At 62.7% G+C, this 17,220-nt stretch carries 19 protein-coding genes and 1 pseudogene; 5 read left to right on the top strand and 15 right to left on the bottom strand.

The genetic code is table 11. The annotated features are described in order from the left end of the window. Positions 1-8: 8 nt before the first annotated feature. The 11 genes and pseudogenes from ureC to RCH09_RS15380 form a co-directional block, all read right to left on the bottom strand. Complete coding sequence (gene ureC / locus RCH09_RS15430; protein ID WP_326942018.1) at positions 9-1,712, bottom strand: urease subunit alpha; 1,704 nt, start codon at positions 1,710-1,712, stop codon at positions 9-11. Beyond that, a complete protein-coding gene (locus RCH09_RS15425) occupies positions 1,709-2,017 on the bottom strand; it encodes an urease subunit beta (RefSeq protein WP_326942017.1) in 309 nt (102 codons plus the stop codon). The genes ureC and RCH09_RS15425 overlap by 4 nt, the downstream gene beginning before the upstream one ends. Positions 2,018-2,027: 10 nt before the next feature. After that, entirely contained in the window at positions 2,028-2,330 is a 303-nt protein-coding gene (locus tag RCH09_RS15420; protein ID WP_326942016.1) for an urease subunit gamma, read from the bottom strand. Positions 2,331-2,353: 23 nt separating this feature from the next. After that, positions 2,354-3,199 (bottom strand): urease accessory protein UreD, encoded by an 846-nt coding sequence (locus tag RCH09_RS15415; RefSeq protein WP_326942015.1) that lies wholly within the window; start codon positions 3,197-3,199, stop codon positions 2,354-2,356. Positions 3,200-3,205: 6 nt separating this feature from the next. After that, positions 3,206-3,904, bottom strand: a complete 699-nt coding sequence (gene urtE / locus RCH09_RS15410) for an urea ABC transporter ATP-binding subunit UrtE (protein WP_326942014.1) — start codon at positions 3,902-3,904, stop codon at positions 3,206-3,208. A 2-nt stretch (positions 3,905-3,906) separates the two neighbouring features. After that, positions 3,907-4,719 (bottom strand): urea ABC transporter ATP-binding protein UrtD, encoded by an 813-nt coding sequence (gene urtD / locus RCH09_RS15405; protein ID WP_326942013.1) that lies wholly within the window; start codon positions 4,717-4,719, stop codon positions 3,907-3,909. Then, a complete protein-coding gene (gene urtC / locus RCH09_RS15400; RefSeq protein WP_326942011.1) occupies positions 4,716-5,798 on the bottom strand; it encodes an urea ABC transporter permease subunit UrtC in 1,083 nt (360 codons plus the stop codon). Before urtC ends, urtD begins: the two co-directional genes overlap by 4 nt. Continuing rightward, the gene (gene urtB, locus RCH09_RS15395) at positions 5,795-7,399 is read right to left on the bottom strand and encodes an urea ABC transporter permease subunit UrtB (protein WP_326942009.1); all 1,605 of its coding nucleotides are present in this window, start codon (positions 7,397-7,399) and stop codon (positions 5,795-5,797) included. Before urtB ends, urtC begins: the two co-directional genes overlap by 4 nt. A gap of 67 nt (positions 7,400-7,466) precedes the next feature. After that, a complete protein-coding gene (gene urtA, locus RCH09_RS15390; protein WP_326942008.1) occupies positions 7,467-8,720 on the bottom strand; it encodes an urea ABC transporter substrate-binding protein in 1,254 nt (417 codons plus the stop codon). Positions 8,721-9,069: 349 nt separating this feature from the next. Beyond that, positions 9,070-9,711 (bottom strand): adenylyl-sulfate kinase, encoded by a 642-nt coding sequence (gene cysC / locus RCH09_RS15385; protein WP_326942007.1) that lies wholly within the window; start codon positions 9,709-9,711, stop codon positions 9,070-9,072. Between the two features lie 205 nt (positions 9,712-9,916). Continuing rightward, positions 9,917-10,777: pseudogene (locus RCH09_RS15380) on the bottom strand (tetratricopeptide repeat protein); the annotation flags it as partial. 334 nt (positions 10,778-11,111) lie between these two features. Between RCH09_RS15380 and RCH09_RS15375 the strand changes: the two are divergent. The 3 genes from RCH09_RS15375 to RCH09_RS15365 all read left to right on the top strand — a co-directional run bounded on the left by RCH09_RS15375 (position 11,112) and on the right by RCH09_RS15365 (position 13,977). After that, the gene (locus RCH09_RS15375; protein WP_326942006.1) at positions 11,112-11,552 is read left to right on the top strand and encodes a hypothetical protein; all 441 of its coding nucleotides are present in this window, start codon (positions 11,112-11,114) and stop codon (positions 11,550-11,552) included. 51 nt (positions 11,553-11,603) lie between these two features. Beyond that, on the top strand, positions 11,604-12,053 hold the full coding sequence (locus tag RCH09_RS15370) for an Hsp20/alpha crystallin family protein (protein WP_326942005.1): 450 nt from the start codon (positions 11,604-11,606) through the stop codon (positions 12,051-12,053). A 250-nt stretch (positions 12,054-12,303) separates the two neighbouring features. Continuing rightward, a complete protein-coding gene (locus RCH09_RS15365) occupies positions 12,304-13,977 on the top strand; it encodes an FAD-dependent oxidoreductase (protein WP_326942004.1) in 1,674 nt (557 codons plus the stop codon). 51 nt (positions 13,978-14,028) lie between these two features. Here the strand turns inward: RCH09_RS15365 and RCH09_RS15360 are convergent, their stop codons facing one another. From RCH09_RS15360 to RCH09_RS15350, 3 genes are all read right to left on the bottom strand, one after another. After that, positions 14,029-14,358: an addiction module antidote protein gene (locus tag RCH09_RS15360; protein ID WP_326942003.1), complete on the bottom strand. Its 330-nt coding sequence runs from the start codon at positions 14,356-14,358 to the stop codon at positions 14,029-14,031. Further along, positions 14,355-14,678: a type II toxin-antitoxin system RelE/ParE family toxin gene (locus tag RCH09_RS15355; protein WP_326942002.1), complete on the bottom strand. Its 324-nt coding sequence runs from the start codon at positions 14,676-14,678 to the stop codon at positions 14,355-14,357. Before RCH09_RS15355 ends, RCH09_RS15360 begins: the two co-directional genes overlap by 4 nt. A 103-nt stretch (positions 14,679-14,781) precedes the next feature. Continuing rightward, positions 14,782-15,168 (bottom strand): MerR family transcriptional regulator, encoded by a 387-nt coding sequence (locus RCH09_RS15350; protein WP_326942001.1) that lies wholly within the window; start codon positions 15,166-15,168, stop codon positions 14,782-14,784. An 86-nt stretch (positions 15,169-15,254) separates the two neighbouring features. On the opposite strand from RCH09_RS15350, the gene RCH09_RS15345 reads away from it, so the two are divergent. Continuing rightward, positions 15,255-15,890, top strand: a complete 636-nt coding sequence (locus RCH09_RS15345) for an NAD(P)H-dependent oxidoreductase (RefSeq protein WP_326942000.1) — start codon at positions 15,255-15,257, stop codon at positions 15,888-15,890. Between the two features lie 63 nt (positions 15,891-15,953). Here RCH09_RS15345 and RCH09_RS15340 read toward each other — a convergent pair whose 3' ends face one another. Next, positions 15,954-16,622: a peroxiredoxin-like family protein gene (locus RCH09_RS15340; protein WP_326941999.1), complete on the bottom strand. Its 669-nt coding sequence runs from the start codon at positions 16,620-16,622 to the stop codon at positions 15,954-15,956. 274 nt (positions 16,623-16,896) lie between these two features. On the opposite strand from RCH09_RS15340, the gene RCH09_RS15335 reads away from it, so the two are divergent. Then, positions 16,897-17,193, top strand: coding sequence for a hypothetical protein (locus tag RCH09_RS15335; RefSeq protein ID WP_326941998.1), 297 nt, complete (start codon positions 16,897-16,899; stop codon positions 17,191-17,193). The last annotated feature ends 27 nt before the right edge of the window (positions 17,194-17,220 follow it).

The raw sequence follows: 17,220 nt of genomic DNA, 5'->3' as shown, positions 1-17,220 counted from the left end.
GTGTGATCTCAAAATAAAAAATAACGTTGCGTCATCGGCAGCACGCTGGCCGGCTGACAGACCAGCAGCGCGCCGTCAGCCCGCACTTCATAGGTTTCCGAATCGACTTCCATCACCGGCGTGGCGCTGTTGTGGATCATGTCGGACTTGCGCAGATGGCGCATGTTCTTCACCGCCACCATGCTCTTGTTGAGCTTGAGCCGCTCGGCCAGGCCGTCGTCGAGCGCCGCCTGCGAGACGAAGGTGAACGATGACGTCTTGATGCCGCCGCCATACGCGCCGAACATCTTGCGGTAATGCACCGGCTGCGGCGTCGGGATCGAGGCGCTCGGGTCGCCCATCTGGGCCGCGGCAATCATGCCGCCCTTGATGATCATCGATGGCTTGACGCCAAAAAAGGCCGGCTTCCACAACACCAGATCGGCCAGCTTGCCGACCTCGATCGAACCGACCATGTGGCTGATGCCATGGGTGATGGCCGGGTTGATGGTGTACTTGGCAATGTAGCGCTTGACGCGGAAATTGTCGTTGCGGGCGCTGTCTTCGGGCAGTGCGCCGCGCTGGGTTTTCATCTTGTGCGCGCTTTGCCAGGTGCGCAGGATGACTTCGCCGACCCGGCCCATGGCCTGCGAATCGGACGACATCATGCTGATCGCGCCAAGGTCATGCAGGATGTCTTCGGCGGCGATGGTCTCGCGCCGGATGCGCGATTCGGCGAAGGCAATGTCTTCGGCAATCGCGGCATCCAGATGGTGGCAGACCATCAGCATGTCGAGATGTTCGTCGAGCGTGTTGACCGTGTACGGACGGGTCGGATTGGTCGACGACGGCAGCACATTGCCCTGTCCGACCGCGGCGATGATGTCCGGTGCGTGGCCGCCGCCGGCGCCCTCGGTATGAAAGGTGTGGATGGTGCGGTCCTTGAAGGCGGCCAGCGTGTTTTCCAGAAAGCCGGCTTCGTTCAGGGTGTCGGTGTGGATCGCCACCTGCACGTCCATGCGGTCGGCCACGGCCAGGCAGTTATCGATTGCCGCCGGCGTGCTGCCCCAGTCTTCGTGCAGTTTCAGGCCGATCGCGCCGGCCCGCACCTGTTCTTCCAGCGGAGTCGGCAGGCTGACATTGCCTTTGCCCATCAGGCCGATGTTCATGGCGAAGGCATCGGTCGCGCCCAGCATTGCATGCAGGTGCCACGGGCCCGGCGTGCAGGTGGTGGCGGCGGTGCCGGCTGCCGGTCCGGTGCCGCCGCCGAGCATGGTGGTCACGCCCGACATCAGGGCCGCCTCGATCTGCTGCGGGCAGATGAAATGGATGTGCGAATCGACCCCGCCGGCAGTGACGATCATGCCTTCGCCGGCGATGATTTCGGTGGCGCCGCCAATGGCCATCGTCACGTCGGGCTGGATGTCCGGATTGCCGGCCTTGCCGATGGCCGCGATCAGCCCGTTCTTCAGGCCGATGTCGGCCTTGACGATGCCCCAGTGGTCAACGATGACGGCGTTGGTGATCACGGTGTCCATCACGTCGGCATGGTTGCGCTGCGACTGGCCCATGCCATCGCGGATCACCTTGCCGCCGCCGAACTTGACCTCTTCGCCGTAGGTCGCGAAATCCATCTCGATCTCGATGAACAGGTCGGTGTCGGCCAGCCGCACGCGGTCGCCGGTGGTGGGGCCGAACATTTCGGCATAGGCCTGGCGCGAGATGGTGCTCATTTGAGTTGGCCCATCACGGCGCCGTTGAAGCCATACACCGCGCGCGCACCGGCCAGCGCGACCAGTTCGATGGTGCGTTGCTGGCCCGGCTCGAAGCGCACTGCGGTGCCGGCGGCAATGTTCAGGCGCATGCCGTAGGCGGCATCGCGATCGAACTGCAGCGCCGCATTGGTTTCATGGAAATGAAAGTGCGAGCCGACCTGGATCGGCCGGTCGCCGCTGTTGGCCACCGTCAGGCTGGCGGTGCGACGCCCGACGTTGAGGGCAATGTCGCCCGGTTCGATCAGCATTTCTCCTGGAATCATGGTGGGCCTCTCAGGGTATCGGGTGGTGGACGGTGACCAGCTTGGTGCCGTCGGGGAAAGTGGCTTCGACCTGAATGTCGGGAATCATCTCGGCGATGCCTTCCATCACGTCGGCGCGGGCCAGGATGCGGGTGCCGTCCGACATCAGCTCGGCGACGGTCTTGCCGTCACGCGCGCCTTCCATGATCGCCGCCGTGATCAGTGCGATCGCTTCCGGATAGTTGAGCTTGACGCCGCGCGCCATGCGCCGTTCCGCCAGCAGGGCGGCGGTGAAGATGAGCAGCTTGTCTTTTTCTCGCGGGGTCAGATCCATGGGATGCCTTGTAATGAATGTTTTTACGTGTTCCAGATGCGCGGCACCACTGCCGCGCGCGCCGTCATCAATGGCCGCAGGAGTTGCCATGCCTGCAGCATGGCGCCGCGCGCCAGTTCGCTGCGCTGGCTGAGCATGCGCACCACCAGCACAGCACCGACCTGGCTGACGCCAACCTGCGGCCCGAGCTGTTCGCGCATGCTGCGCAGCGCCTGCGGCGTCAGTGGCGGGCCGACCGCCAGCAAGGTCGCACATACCGTGTTGCCGGCCAGTCCGAGCGGGCTGTGCATGGCCGCATCGCCGCCGCCAATCCGACCCTGTTCGTTCCAGATCAGCTTGCCGTCACGGCGGATCGTGCTGCGCTGGCGGATGCTGCCATGGTCGAATTGCTCGCCCGACGCAGTGCGGCCAAAACACAGGATCTCGATGCCGATATACCGCGCGTCGCCGTCCAGTTCCAGCGCCGTGTCGAGCTCGACCTGTGCGCCGTTGAAAAATATCGTCTCCTGCGGCATCCATTCCAGCGTCGCGCCGGGCGCCACCGTCAGCCGCACGGTTTGCTGCGAGACGTGGCCGTTGGCGCGATACCACTTGGCCGCGCCAGGGCTGCTGAGCAATACTGATGCGCCCGCGCCAACCCGCACGTTGATCGCCAGCTGGTCGCCGCCGACCACGCCGCCGGGCGGATGGACGATGATCGCGTGGCACACCGAGCGGTGCTCCGGATACAGCGCTTTCTGGACCCGCAACGGACCCAGATGACGTCGCTCGGTCAGCCGGGTGGTGCCGGCATCGTCATCGAAGCCGAGCGTGAGCAGGGCTTGCCAATGGCTGCGGGCGGGGAGGGCGGTGTCGGTACTCAGGCGCATGCCCGACTATACCGCCAGGTGACGTCGCACGTCCCCGCTATCCATTGCTGCGTGGCCGCCGCTGGCGACGACTTCGCCGCGTGACAGCACCACGAAGTGATCGGCCAGTGCATGGGCAAAATCGAAATACTGCTCGCACAGCAGGATGCCGATGTCACCGCGCTGGCGCAGCAGCCGGATGACGCGCTCGATGTCCTTGATGATCGACGGCTGGATGCCTTCGGTCGGTTCGTCGAAGATGATCAGGCGCGGTTCCTGCAACAGGGCGCGGGCAATCGCCAGCTGCTGTTGCTGGCCGCCGGACAGGTCGCCGCCGCGACGTTGCAGCATCTCCTTGAGCACCGGGAACAGCGTGAAGATTTCTTGCTTGATGATCGCAGCGCGCGCGCCGGACAGGCTGGCCATGCCCATCAGCAGATTTTCTTCGACGCTCAGGCGGGCAAAGATCTCGCGCCCCTGCGGCACGTAGGCAATCCCGGCCGCGGCGCGCTGATGCGGTTTCAGGCGCGTGATGTCGCGCCCTTCGAAAGTGATGGTGCCGGACGAGACCGGCAGCACGCCCATCAGGCATTTCAGCAGGGTGGTCTTGCCGACCCCGTTGCGGCCCAGCAGCGCCAGGCATTCGCCGCGCGCCAGCTTGAGCGAGATCCCGCGCAGCGTGTGCGACGAGCCGTAGTGCTGATTGACCTGTGCGACTTCAAGCATGTTTATCGTCCCAGGTAGACTTCAATGACGCGTTCGTCGGCTTGCACCTGCTGCATGGTGCCCTCGGCCAGCACCGCGCCTTCGTGCAGTACGGTGACCTTGCCACCCTGCGCGATTTCGGTGACAAAGCCCATGTCGTGCTCGACCACCATGATCGAATGCTTGCCGCGCAATTCGTTGAGCAGTTCGGCGGTGCGCGCGGTCTCGGCGTCGGACATGCCGGCCACCGGTTCGTCCAGCAGGATCAGTTGCGGCTCCTGCATCAGCAGCATGCCGATTTCCAGCCATTGCTTCTGGCCGTGCGACAGCAGCCCGGCCAGCCGCGTTTCGTTGCCATGCAGGCGGATCAGCTTGAGCACCTCGTCGATGCGGCCTTTTTGCTCGGAGCTCAGGCGAAACCACAGCGTCGGCCGCACGCGCTTGTCCATCTTCATGGCCAGTTCGAGGTTCTCGAACACGGTGTGCTGCTCGAACACGGTCGGACGCTGGAACTTGCGGCCGATGCCGGCGTGCGCGATGTCGTACTCGGTCATGCGCGACAGATCGATGGTCTGGCCGAAAAAGGCAGTGCCGGAACTGGGCCGGGTCTTGCCGGTGATGACGTCCATCATGGTGGTCTTGCCGGCGCCGTTGGGCCCGATGATGCAGCGCAGTTCGCCGACCGAAATGTCGAGGCTGAGCTTGTTGAGCGCCTTGAAGCCATCGAACGAGACGGTGATGTCGTCGAGGTACAGGATGGCGCCGTGGACGGTGTCGAGGCCAGCGCTCTTGACGCGCTGGTAGGAGCCGCCGGCGTCGCCGGGTTCGGTTGTCATGGCGTTTCCTTTCGGCGCAGTTTTGCCATCAGCCCGAGGATTCCCTGCGGCATGAACAGCGTCACCAGAATGAACAGCAGGCCGAGTGCAAACAGCCACAGATCGGGAAACGCCGCGGTAAACCAGCTCTTCAGGCCGTTGACCGTGAAGGCGCCGAGGATCGGCCCGACCAGCGAGCCGCGCCCGCCGACCGCCGCCCAGATCACCATTTCGATCGAATTCCCGGGCGACATTTCGGATGGATTGATGATGCCCACCTGCGGCACATACAGCGCGCCGGCAATGCCGCACAGGACGGCCGACAGGGTCCAGACGAACAGCTTGAAGTGCAATGGGTTGTAGCCGACGAACATCAGGCGCGACTCGGCGTCGCGCACGGCCTGCAGCACCCGCCCGAGCTTGGAGGTGACGATCCAGCGGCAACCAATCAGCGCGGCCACCAGCACGCCCAGCGTGATCAGGTACAGCGCCGCCTTGGTCGGCGCCGCCGTGATCGAAAAGCCGAGGATGCGCTTGAAATCGGTGAAGCCGTTGTTGCCGCCGAAGCCGGTGTCGTTGCGGAAGAACAGCAGCATGAAGGCGAAGGTCATGGCCTGCGTGATGATCGAGAAGTACACGCCCTTGATGCGCGAGCGAAACGCGAAATAGCCGAACACGAACGCCAGCACGCCCGGCGCCAGCACCACCAGCGCCATGCAGTACCAGAAATTATCGGTCAGCGACCAGTACCACGGGTAGGCTTTCCAGTCGAGGAAGACCATGAAATCCGGCAGGTTGCTTTGGTACACGCCATCGCGGCCGATTGCCCGCATCAGGTACATGCCGTGCGCATAACCGCCCAGCGCGAAGAACACCCCATGTCCGAGCGACAGGATGCCGGTATAGCCCCACACCAGATCGAGCGCCAGCGCCGCCAGCGCATAGCACATGAATTTGCCGATCAGCGAGATGGCGTAGCTCGACACATGCAGCGCGTGGCCATCGGCAAACAGCAGATTGAGCAGCGGCAGCAGGGCCAGCAGCATCGTTACGGCGACCAGCGCGGTCCAGGCCGATTTGGAAAACAGTGCGGGCCTCATTCTGCGCTCCTGCCTTTCAGTGCAAACAGGCCTTGCGGGCGCTTCTGGATGAACACGATGATGCAGATCAGGATGACGATCTTCGCCATCACCGCGCCGGCCACCGGTTCGAGGAATTTGTTGACCTCACCCAGTCCGATGGCGGCGATGACGGTGCCGGCCAATTGTCCGACCCCGCCCAGCACGACCACCATGAACGAGTCGACGATATAACTCTGCCCCAGGTCCGGGCCGACATTGCCGAGCTGCGACAGCGCCACTCCGCCCAGGCCGGCGATGCCGGACCCCAGACCGAACGTCAGCATGTCGATCTTGCCGGTGGCGACGCCGACGCAATCGGCCATGCGCCGGTTCTGCGTCACCGCCCGCACGAACAATCCAAGCCGGGTCTTGTTGAGCACCAGCCAGACCGCCAGCACCACGAACAGGGCGAAGAAGATGATCACAATCCGGTTGTACGACAGCACCAGTGAGCCGAGTACCGTGACGCCGCCCGACATCCACGACGGATTGGCGACCTCGACGTTCTGGGCGCCGAACAGCGTTCGCACCGACTGCATCAGCATCAGGCTGATGCCCCAGGTGGCCAGCAGCGTTTCGAGCGGGCGGCCATACAGCCAGCGAATCACGGTGCGTTCGAGCGCAATGCCGATGGCGGCCGTGACCAGGAAGGCGGCCGGCAGCGCGACCAGTAGATAGGCGTCCAGCGCCGCTGGAAAATAGTGCCGGAACAGCAGCTGGCAGCCGTAGGTGGTGTAGGCGCCCAGCATCAGCAATTCGCCGTGCGCCATGTTGATGATGCCCATCAGGCCGAACGTGATCGCCAGTCCGAGCGCGGTCAGCAGCAGCACGCTGCCCAGCGAGATGCCGTAGAACAGATTGCCGATGAATTCGGTGCGGGCGATGCGCGCATTCAGCGCCGACAGCGTGGCGACCACTTCGATGCGCACCGCCGGATCAGGCTCGTTGTTGCTGCCGTCGGGCGCCTTCTCGAGCATGTTCAGCAGGATCGGCCGCAGGTTGGCATTAGTGCTGGCAGCCAGTTCCCGCACCGCGCTCTTGCGCACACCGGCATCGGGCGATTGCAGGTTGGCGGTGGCCGAGACCAGTTGCAGCAGGGCGCGGATTTGCGGGTCGGATTCGGTGCCGAGCGCCTTGGCGATCAACGGCGTTTGCTCCAGCGACGGATTGCTCTGCATGTCGCGCACGGCGGCCAGGCGCACCACGCGGCTGGGCGAGAACAGGCGCAAGCCCGCCAGCGCTTGGGCGACTGCGCCGCGCAGGCGGTTGTTGACGCTGATGGCGTCGAGTTCTGCTGGTAACGGGATGGTCTTGTCGGTGGCCGGATCGTAGGCGGTGTCGCCACTGACGATGACGACCCGGCCATCCGGCGTGGCCGACAGGGAATCGGTATTGAGTGCATTCAGAATGCGTGCGGCATCGTCGTTGGCCAGCACGGCAATCTGGCCGACTGCGGCAATGCGGGCGTCGGGATCATCGCCCGCCAGCGGCTTGAGCAATGACGCATCGATGGCGGCGTGCGCCACCAACGCGTGCAGAAACAGGGGGGCCAGCAACAGCGATAGTTTTGGGAGTCTCATGCGCTGCTTTTTCCAGGACGGCGTGAATCAGATGCCAACCGGACCAGCCGGTTGGCAAAGCGTGGCATTACAGCTTTTGCTTGCCTTCGTTGCCCACGATGTATGGGCTCCATGGCTGCGCCCGTACCGGACCCTTGGTTTTCCAGACTACATTGAACTGGCCGTCACCCTTGATTTCGCCAATCATGACCGGCTTGTGCAAATGGTGATTGGTGGCGTCCATGGTCAGCTCGAAACCTGAAGGTGCCTTGAAGGTTTGGCCGGCCATTGCGGCGATGACCTTGTCGGTATCGGTGCTCTTGGCTTTTTCAACCGCCTGTTTCCACATGTGGATACCGACATAGGTTGCTTCCATCGGGTCGTTGGTGACCACGGTGGCGGCGTTCGGCAGTTTCTTGGCAAGCGCGTAGGCTTTCCATTGCTTGATGAAGGCGTCGTTGACCGGATTCTTGACCGACTCGAAATAATTCCACGCCGCCAGATGTCCGAGCAATGGCTTGGTATCGACGCCGCGCAATTCTTCTTCACCGACCGAGAACGCCACCACCGGCACATCGGTTGCCTTCAGGCCGGCGTTGCCGAGTTCCTTGTAGAACGGCACGTTGGAGTCGCCATTGATGGTCGAGATCACTGCTGTCTTGCCGCCGGCGGCAAACTTCTTGATGTTGGCGACGATGGTTTGATAATCGGAATGACCGAACGGGGTATAGACCTCGTCGATGTCGCTGTCCTTGACGCCTTTTGATTTCAGGAACGCGCGCAGGATTTTATTGGTGGTGCGCGGATACACGTAGTCGGTGCCCAGCAGCACGAAACGCTTGGCGCCGCCGCCTTCCTTGGACATCAGGTATTCGGTGGCCGGGATGGCTTGCTGGTTCGGTGCGGCGCCGGTGTAGAACACATTCTTTTCAAGCTCCTCGCCTTCGTACTGCACCGGATAGAACAGCAGGCTGTTGAGTTCCTTGAACACCGGCAGCACCGATTTGCGCGACACCGAGGTCCAGCAACCGAACACCACGGCAACCTTGTCCTGGGCGATCAGCTGGCGTGCCTTTTCGGCAAACAACGGCCAGTTCGAAGCGGGATCGACGATTACCGGTTCCAGCATCTTGCCCATCACGCCGCCCTTGGCGTTGATGTCTTCGATGGTCATCAGGGCGACATCCTTGAGCGACGTTTCCGAAATCGCCATCGTGCCCGACAGCGAGTGCAGGATGCCGACCTTGATGGTGTCGGCGCCGAACGCTGGCGCCAGCCAGGCAGAAGCGAGTACGGAGAGAGCGCCGAGGGCGCTGGCCTTGAGTAGGGTGCGACGGGACATGATTACTCCTGTTGTTGGGTTGACCGACCTGGTCGCGAGAAATCGCCATCTTCAGTTAGCAGAATATGTGCCAACTGAAAATCCCTCGAATGATGCGAAAAAGGCATGAATCCGATGCGGCCGGGCACGCAAGGGTGGTAATCAGGCAGAGCCTGCCCCGTGCTGGTGCGACGTGTGTTGCGCCGGATATGCAGGGCGCTGGTCCGTCCGGCCAGCGCCTGCACTGACGCTGCGACCGCGTGGCAGGTGCGTATCGACTGCATGCAGGCGAGGCTGGCAAGCACACCGGCGCCGGCGTCAGCTGCCGCGGCGGTGCATCGCTTGAACCGCCGCCTCCCGGTGGCGCAGGCTATGCGGTCGGGTCGGCGGCGCCAGCCAAGCCGGCAGACCCTGCCGGCGCGCCGAGCGGGTAATGCGCGATCACGTAGTCGAGCAATTTCTGCAGGCTTGCCGGCAGGCTGTCCGAGGTCGTGTCGATGGTCAGGTCAGGATGTTCCGGCGCTTCGTAAGGCGCGCTGATGCCGGTGAAGTCCTGCAGTTCGCCGCTGCGGGCCTTGCGGTACAGGCCCTTGGGATCACGCGCCTCGCAAGTCGCCAGCGATGCGGCGACGTGAATTTCGTGGAATTGGCTGCGGCAGGATTGGCGTGCCCGTGCCCGATCGGCACGATACGGTGAAATGAAGGCGGTAATGCAGATCAGTCCGGCATCGGCAAACAGGGCGGCGACTTCGCCAACGCGCCGGATGTTTTCGCTGCGTCCGGCCGGACTGAAACCGAGATTGGCGTTGAGGCCATGGCGCAAATTGTCGCCATCGAGCACGTAACAGGAATAGCCGCGTGCCATCAGGGCCTGCTCCAGTGCCATCGACAGCGACGATTTGCCGGATGCCGACAGACCCGTGAGCCACAGCACCGCGCCGGGATGGCCGTAGTGGGTCGCCCGGGTAGTGGCGTCGAGGGTATGCACAACGGGAGTCAGGTCTGGTTTCATGGCAGGGTCGGGTGAGGGGCAAGGCAACGGGGAGTGATCAGCAACAGGCCGGGCCACAGCGACGCCCAGTCGCCATCATGGCGGAGCTGCGGCAGCGTGCGGAGTTGCGTGCAGGCGCCTCCGGCGGCAGTGGCAAAGCGCTGGGCAATCGCGGCGGGAACGATACCGTCGTCTGCGCCGCTCAAGTGTGCGGCGCGAGCGCCAGCGCCTGCTGGGCGCACGCCAGCGCCTGATGGGCGCACGCCAGCGCCTCCTCGAGGCGATCCATCTTGCGCAGCACCTGGGCCCGTGCCGCCAGCCCGGCGGCATGTTGCGGCGCGAACGACAGCAGGGCATCGAGCCAACGCATCGCCTCGTGGTTGCGCAGGCGCGCGCTCTCGATCTCGGCCAGATTCAGATAAGCATCGGCGAGGCGGGGATTGAGCTCGATGGCATGGCGGGCCGCCGCCGCAGCAGCATCGAACTGTCCCTGCGAACTGAGCAGGAAGGCCAGATTGCTGTACGCCTCGGCGTAACCCGGATTGAGCGCGATGGCCTTGCGGTAGTGCGCATCGGCAGGTTCGAGTCGGCCCAGCCGGCGGTAGGTATTGGCCAGGTTGTTATGCGCCACGGCGCCGTCGGGCTGCAGCGCCACCACCCGCGCCAGACATTGCAGGCTGGCGTCGAGCTTGCCGCTTTCCTGCAGGATGATGCCGAGATTGTTCCATGCTGCGACCAGGTTCGGGTCGAGCGCCACGGCGCGTTGACCGGCTTGTTCCGCTTCGGCCAACAGTCCTTTTTGCCGGCACATCTCGGCCAGATTGCTGAAGTGGGTCGCCGGTGTGCGCGGCGCCAGGCAGGCCTGGCGCAGATGGGTAATCGCCAGATCCAGGTTGCCATACGCGTGCGCCATGATGCCCATCAGCTGCAAGGCGTCGGCCTGCCCGGGCCACACTGCCAGCACACGCTGACACAACTGTTCGGCCTGATCGGCCTGGCCCGCGTTCCAGTGCTGGTACGCCAGCGCGAGGGCGTCGGGAATGCTCAGTTGCGCGGACGGAGGGGATGAGGCTGGCGGTGAGGTCAATGGAGACTTTCAATAGGGAATCTTTGTCAGAGGCCGGAATTTTACTTCACTCGCGGCCAACTAAAAGAACCCTGGCGGGCGCCTCCGAATGACATTGTTCGGCAGGACGCGCGAAACCACGGCATGCGGTTACATCGGGGCAGGTCGAGCCGCCAGCCGATCGAACTAACTTTGCTCATCCTTTGACTTCGATCAAGCGCCGCTACTGCGGTGCCGCATGTTTACGTTTAAATTTGAATGCGCACTGCGAAGTGGCGGCTTACCCCGCTTTTGGCGCCTGAACCGCTGCACCGTTCACCTTAACCTGATGCTGACCGCGTGACTGGAACCACAAATGGAAGCGCACTTTTCTCCACCGGCCGCGGCCACTGCCGTTGCCGATCCGGATCATCCGCACCACGACCTGATCGAACAACTGACTTGCCTTGAAACCCTGCCGGACCACACCTTCGGGCCACATCTGTTTGCGTTGATCTTCAGCATGGAATGCAACTTCCGCGACGAAGAGGCACGCATGGAGGAGCTCGGCCTGCCCGGCTTGCACAACCATCGCGAACAACACGCACGTGTGCTCGCGGCGCTGCATAACGTGGTTCCGGATGTGATGCTGGGTCGGTTTGACGCGGCGCGCCACGCCATTGAATTGCTGCAACGATGGGTCCCGCTCGATCATGCAACGATTGACGCTGAGATCGCCGTGAAGCTGGACCTGACCCAGGCCAGCTGGCCGCGCATCCAGCGTCATCAGCAGGAAGAATCCAGCAACAGCCGCTGAAAATTAGCAGGAAAGGTTTTTTCCCTCAACGCCACTTTCATGGAGAACAGTATGGCCAGCAACCTGACCCGTTTCGATCCGTTCAACGAGATAGCCCGCATCAAACCGCTGCGCGGCATCGAAGATTTTTTCCGCGATTTCAGCCTGATGCCGGGACTGCGCGATTTTGAAACGGAGCCGCGCATCCGTATCGAGGTGACCGAAAATGAACAGAACTATCTGGTCAAGGCTGAAATTCCCGGAGTAAAGAAAGACGACATCAAGGTCGATGTCGATCACAACCAGGTCTCGATCAGCGCCGAAACCAAGCGTGAAACCGAGGAAAAAGAGGGCCGCACGGTGGTGCGCAGCGAGCGCTACTACGGCCAGCAATATCGCAGCTTCACGCTCGCCACCGACATCGACGATGAAAAGGTCGAGGCGAAATACAACGATGGGATTCTGGAGCTGTCGTTGCCCAAAAAAGTGGCCAGCCGCGCCCGGAAAGTGATCGTGAACTAAGCAGCTGGCAGACCGCATGCAGTGGCGCTACGGAAAACCGCAGCGTCGGCGCACGGTCTGCGTTGTTCCGGCCTCTTGCGCCGCCGTCTTCCCGTCCTGCCGTCCTGTCCCATCAAATGGTTGTCATCATGCCGTCGACACCGATTGCCGTCGGCTGGGCTACACTGGAGCGCGCCGCGACACCCGGCCCGACCAGCACGACAGCGCGCTGGTGCCGGGCTCCATACAACCCACAGTAACGGGCGCCATCATGACCACACCCCTCTCACCGAGCGCACACGCCGGCATCGACAGTACCCGTCGACAACAGATTTTTCCTTCCCTGACCGCCGAACAGTTCGCCGTGATGGAACGCTACGGAGAACGTCGCATGTTCCCTGCCGGCAGCATTTTGTTCGAACAGGGGCAGCGCCATATTCCGATGTTTGTCATTTTCGACGGGCAGATCGAGATCACCCGCCAGTCAGCGCTGGAGGCCCGCGTGATCGGCGTGCACAGCGCCGGCATGTTCACCGGCGAAGCGGCAACGCTGGCGGGACGCGCAGCAGTGGCAACCGGGTGCGCGCTGACCGACTGCGATTTGCTGGTGATCGAAGAAGATGCCTTGCGCACGCTCGTCATCACCGAGGCCGAGCTGAGCGAAACCATCATGCGCGCCTACATTCTGCGCCGCGTGGCGTATATCCAGGACCAGTCCGGCGGCGTGATCCTGATCGGTTCGCAGCGCGCGCCTGAAACCTTGCAGCTGCGCGAATTCATGGCGCGCAATGGGCAACCGGCAGCGTACTTCGATATCCACGAGCACGACACCACGGCCGACATGATGGCGCGCTTCGACATCACCGTCGACGACGTGCCGGCGGTGGTCACGCCGCAGGGCGCGATCCTGCGCCGGCCTAGTATTCGCGATCTGGCCGACGCCACCGGCATCAGTCCCGACTCGTTGCATGGCCGGCAGTTCGACGTGGTGGTGGTCGGCGCTGGCCCGGGCGGGCTGGCTGCGGCTGTGTATGCCGCCTCGGAAGGATTGCCGGTGGCGGTGCTCGACGCCAAGGCACCCGGCGGGCAGGCCGGCACCAGCTCGAAAATCGAGAATTACTTTGGCTTTCCCACCGGGATTTCCGGCCAGGCGCTGGCCGGTCGCGGCCTGTCACAGGCGCGCAAGTTCGGCGCCGAAGTCGCGGTCCCGGTGGAAGTGGTCGATGTGGTGTGCCAGGGCGACGAGCTGGGCTACGACATCGGACTCGACAATGGCGAGCGGCTGCATGCGCGCGCCATCGTCATCGCCACCGGCGCGCGCTACCGCAAGCCGGAACTGCCGGAGCTGGCGCGCTACGAAGGACGCGGCGTGTATTACAACGCGTCGTACATGGAAGCGACTTTCTGCACCAGCGAAGAGATCGTGGTGGTGGGCGGCGGCAATTCGGCCGGGCAAGCGGCAGTGTTCCTGTCGCGCTATGCGAAGCAGGTGCATATCGTGGTGCGCGCCGACGGGCTGGCTGCCAGCATGTCGCATTACCTGATCCAGCGCATCGAGGCCGCCGCCAACATCACGCTGCACCGGCAAACCCGGGTGGCGGCGTTGCACGGTGAATCGCATCTGGAGAGTTTATGCCTGGAGCGGCGCGACGCGCCGATGCAGACGCTGCCGGTGCGACACCTGTTCCTGTTTCTCGGCGCCGAGCCCAATACCAGCTGGCTGGGCGATTGCCTGGCACTCGATCCAAAGCAGTTCGTGCTGACCGGCGATGCCTTGCCGCCCGGTGCGTGGCCACTTGACCGCAGCCCGCATTATCTGGAAACCAGCCGCCCCGGCATCTTTGCCGTCGGCGACGTACGCAGCGGCTCGGTCAAGCGGGTTGCGGCGGCGGTGGGCGAGGGTGCCGCTGCGGTGCAGTCGTTGCATCAGGTGTTGATTAATTGACGGTCAAGGCTGGTGCTCCAACGTCATTCATATCGGAACAAGACGTTCCCGTCATGCGTGAGCATGATGGTCAGGTTCGACGGACAGCCTCATCCCGACTGTTTTGAGGACGGCCAGCAGCGTCCTGAGCGTCGGATTGCCCTTTGGCGATAAGGTCCGGTACAGGGATTCCCGACTGATGCCGGCCTCCGCCGCGACCGCAGCCAACCCGCCATAGGCTTCTGCAACGGTTCGAAGCGCCAGCAAGCCTGCAGCGCGGTCGTCGGGATTGTCGAGCGATTCCATGGCCGCCTTCAGGTATTGGACCGCCAGTTCCCGGTCGGCGCGCAATTCGGCGACTTCCCGTTCGTGGTGCGAGACAACGCCTTTCAATTTGCTCATTCTTGCCTCCGTTTCCATTCGATCCAAAGTACCTTGGCCTGTTTGATGTCTGCTGACTGCGAACGTTTGTCGCCACCCAGAAGGAGGATCACAACCGATTTCCCGTGCCGGGCACAGTACACCCGATAGCCGCCTCCAATATGCACGCGGAGCTCGATCACGCCGTCTCCCACTGGTTCGCAATCACCGAAGTTTCCAGCTTCCACCTGTCGCAAACGAATTCGAATTCGTGCCTGGGCAACTTTATCGCGCATGGCATCGAGCCATTCGGTGAAAGGTTCGCGCCCGTCCTCACGTTGATATCGAAATAATTCAATCATACGGCGTCAATGTAGCCTAGAAGCTACTTCAAATCTACCCGCCGCACAATGGCTTCTTGATCTCCATTAATTAAAGAGAGTGTTGTCGGGTCGTTCAGGTGCCTCATTGCACCGCATGGTGCTCACAGTCCATCGCCTGACCCGTCGCCATGCTGTGTTCAAGGGCGCTGCGCAAGGCAAGCAATTCGGTGCGCTGTGCATTGAGCGAGAGTTCGATCTCGGCGACCTCACGCAGGCGCACATCGACTTCTTCCAGCGTCTTTTCCTTCGAACACTCGCCGTCCCAGGAAAACAGGCCACGGATGGTTACCAGTGAAAATCCCATCCGTTGGGCCGAGCGGACCAGAATCAGGCGCTGCACCGTATTGTCGGCATAGTGGCGGTAGCCGTTGCTGCCGCGCGTGGCCGCGGGCAGCAGGCCGCGCTCTTCATAAAAGCGGATGGCCGAGGCCGCCATGCCGGTTTTCTGGGAAAGTTCACCAATTTTCATTTTCTGCTTGACCTTCAAGTGTGCTTGAGGCCCTAGTATGCGCCCAAGGTGTATCCATTGTGGAAACATCAACCCGGAGCACGCACATGACCACCGTAATTGACAAGCTGAACTGGCGCTACGCCACCAAAAAATTTGACGCCTCGAAAACTGTCCCTGCCGACAAGCTGGAACGCATTCTGGAAGCGGTGCGGCTGGCGCCGACGTCGAGCGGACTGCAGCCGTTCGAGCTGATTGTCGTGACGAATCCAGCGGTGCGCGCGCAGATCCGTGCGATCGGCTACAACCAGTCGCAAATTACCGACTGTTCGCATCTGGTGGTATTCGCAGCATGGGACGACATCACCGCAGACCGCATCAACATGATGTTCGATCTCACCAACGCCGAGCGCGGCCCCAATCCGGACTGGGAAAACTATCGCACCATGTTGCTCGGCATGATGGCGGCAAGCAGCACGGAAGTCAGGTTCCAGAGTGCGACAAAGCAGGCCTACATCGGTCTGGGTGCAGCACTGATCGCGGCAGCCTTCGAGGCTGTCGACACCACGCCAATGGAAGGTTTCGATGCGGCTGCACTGGACCAGATTCTTGGCTTGCCGGAACGGCACCTGCGCAGCGTGGTGATCCTGGCGGTTGGCTATCGGGAAGCCGCCGGTGACTGGCTGGTCAATCTGAAGAAAGTGCGCCGCGCGCGTGCAGATTTCGTTACCGAAGTCGCTTGACGGCCGACGTGACAATGGCCGGCGAATCTGCCGGCCATGTTAATGCGTCACCGACTGGCGCAGTCAGGCTGCCTGTTGTTGCTGCAGCACCGGCAGCATGCTGTCGGGCTCCGGACGCTGCGTATAGTCAGGATTGACTTCCGCATACAGGATGGTCCCATCCTGCCCGATCACGTAGCGCGCCGGCATTGGCAAGGTCCAGCTGTCGTCGCCGTTGAAGGCCGGCAGGTCGTTCTTGAGCATCTTGTACAGATCCACAAGGTAATCGGGTAGCGCAAAGCGCAATCCGAACGCGGCCGCAACGGCGTTGTTGGCATCGGTCAGGATCGGGAAGGTCAACGCGTTGTTGCGTTGTGCCTTGCGACTGTTGGCGGCCAGTTGCGGCGAGATCGCGATCAGGTTGGCGCCGAGGGCATTGAATTCCGGCAGTGCCGCCTGCAGCGCCTGCAATTCCATATTGCAGTAAAGGCACCAGACACCGCGATAAAAACTCAGCACCAATGGTCCCTTGGCGAGCAAGGCTGCCGAGGACACCGTCTGCCCATCCGGATCGGTGAGCGTGAATGCCGGGGCCTTGTCCCCGACTTTGAGTGCGCGCCCGGCCTGGCCGGAAGCGATCAATTCGGCGGTGGCGCGTGCCATCACGGGGTGGATTTCGGCGGGTGCGAAAAAGGGCGCTTTGCCCGCCTTGAAGTCGGTCTTGAAGGCGTCGAGTTTTGCTTGCAGTGACATGTCTGGCTCCTGTGGTTGCGATGGTGAATCTGTGCGACAACTGCATGGTGCGCTCCCACCGCCCGATCAAGTAGAGGTCTGGATCGCATAAGCCTTATGCTTTTGAGGAATGCATGTGCGCGGCGCGGCTGTATCGGCAAACCTCGGGCGCGGCGCTGTAAGTATCGTCCGGCGCGCACGACAGACAGAGGCAATCCGCTGCGTCATGGGCATGGAATTCAGCCGTCGACATGCACGCGCATCCCCCGATCCACCACCTTATTGAAAGTCCATCATGAACATCCATCGCATCCTGATCGTCGCAGCTTTCGCCGCCGTAAGTGGCGCTGCCGTTGCCGGCGAAGTCAATCCGTTTGCCGCCGAACAGCAGGAAGCCGCGCGCAAGTTGCGTACCGAAGTAAAGAGCGATGTGCTCAGCGCACGTGCGCGCGGTGAATTGCCGGACCGGATCGAAACCACCTGGCCGTCACTGCGCGACGATGCCCCTGTCCGCACGCGCGCAGAGGTCAAGGCAGAAACGATTCAGGCGGCAATGCACCATCGTTTTGATGCCGCGCACGATCTCAACTGATCGCTCCGCCTCGTCTGCATGGGTGCG

The organism is Actimicrobium sp. GrIS 1.19, assembly GCF_035984655.1.
In the GTDB taxonomy this organism is placed as follows: domain Bacteria; phylum Pseudomonadota; class Gammaproteobacteria; order Burkholderiales; family Burkholderiaceae_D; genus Actimicrobium.
Note: the sequence above shows the minus strand (reverse complement) of the source record. Positions and strands in the feature narration are given on the sequence as shown.

Bases quoted from the DNA above. Each gene is read 5' to 3' on its own strand.
- RCH09_RS15355 (WP_326942002.1), bottom strand. From the start codon at position 14,678: ATGATTGAATTATTTCGATATCAACGTGAGGACGGGCGCGAACCTTTC.
- RCH09_RS15370 (WP_326942005.1), top strand. From the start codon at position 11,604: ATGGCCAGCAACCTGACCCGTTTCGATCCGTTCAACGAGATAGCCCGC.
- RCH09_RS15350 (WP_326942001.1), bottom strand. From the start codon at position 15,168: ATGAAAATTGGTGAACTTTCCCAGAAAACCGGCATGGCGGCCTCGGCC.
- RCH09_RS15365 (WP_326942004.1), top strand. From the start codon at position 12,304: ATGACCACACCCCTCTCACCGAGCGCACACGCCGGCATCGACAGTACC.
- urtD (WP_326942013.1), bottom strand. From the start codon at position 4,719: ATGACAACCGAACCCGGCGACGCCGGCGGCTCCTACCAGCGCGTCAAG.
- RCH09_RS15375 (WP_326942006.1), top strand. From the start codon at position 11,112: ATGGAAGCGCACTTTTCTCCACCGGCCGCGGCCACTGCCGTTGCCGAT.
- RCH09_RS15360 (WP_326942003.1), bottom strand. From the start codon at position 14,358: ATGAGCAAATTGAAAGGCGTTGTCTCGCACCACGAACGGGAAGTCGCC.
- urtE (WP_326942014.1), bottom strand. From the start codon at position 3,904: ATGCTTGAAGTCGCACAGGTCAATCAGCACTACGGCTCGTCGCACACG.
- urtA (WP_326942008.1), bottom strand. From the start codon at position 8,720: ATGTCCCGTCGCACCCTACTCAAGGCCAGCGCCCTCGGCGCTCTCTCC.
- urtC (WP_326942011.1), bottom strand. From the start codon at position 5,798: ATGAGGCCCGCACTGTTTTCCAAATCGGCCTGGACCGCGCTGGTCGCC.
- RCH09_RS15335 (WP_326941998.1), top strand. From the start codon at position 16,897: ATGAACATCCATCGCATCCTGATCGTCGCAGCTTTCGCCGCCGTAAGT.
- RCH09_RS15345 (WP_326942000.1), top strand. From the start codon at position 15,255: ATGACCACCGTAATTGACAAGCTGAACTGGCGCTACGCCACCAAAAAA.
- RCH09_RS15425 (WP_326942017.1), bottom strand. From the start codon at position 2,017: ATGATTCCAGGAGAAATGCTGATCGAACCGGGCGACATTGCCCTCAAC.
- ureC (WP_326942018.1), bottom strand. From the start codon at position 1,712: ATGAGCACCATCTCGCGCCAGGCCTATGCCGAAATGTTCGGCCCCACC.
- cysC (WP_326942007.1), bottom strand. From the start codon at position 9,711: ATGAAACCAGACCTGACTCCCGTTGTGCATACCCTCGACGCCACTACC.
- RCH09_RS15340 (WP_326941999.1), bottom strand. From the start codon at position 16,622: ATGTCACTGCAAGCAAAACTCGACGCCTTCAAGACCGACTTCAAGGCG.
- RCH09_RS15415 (WP_326942015.1), bottom strand. From the start codon at position 3,199: ATGCGCCTGAGTACCGACACCGCCCTCCCCGCCCGCAGCCATTGGCAA.
- RCH09_RS15420 (WP_326942016.1), bottom strand. From the start codon at position 2,330: ATGGATCTGACCCCGCGAGAAAAAGACAAGCTGCTCATCTTCACCGCC.
- urtB (WP_326942009.1), bottom strand. From the start codon at position 7,399: ATGAGACTCCCAAAACTATCGCTGTTGCTGGCCCCCCTGTTTCTGCAC.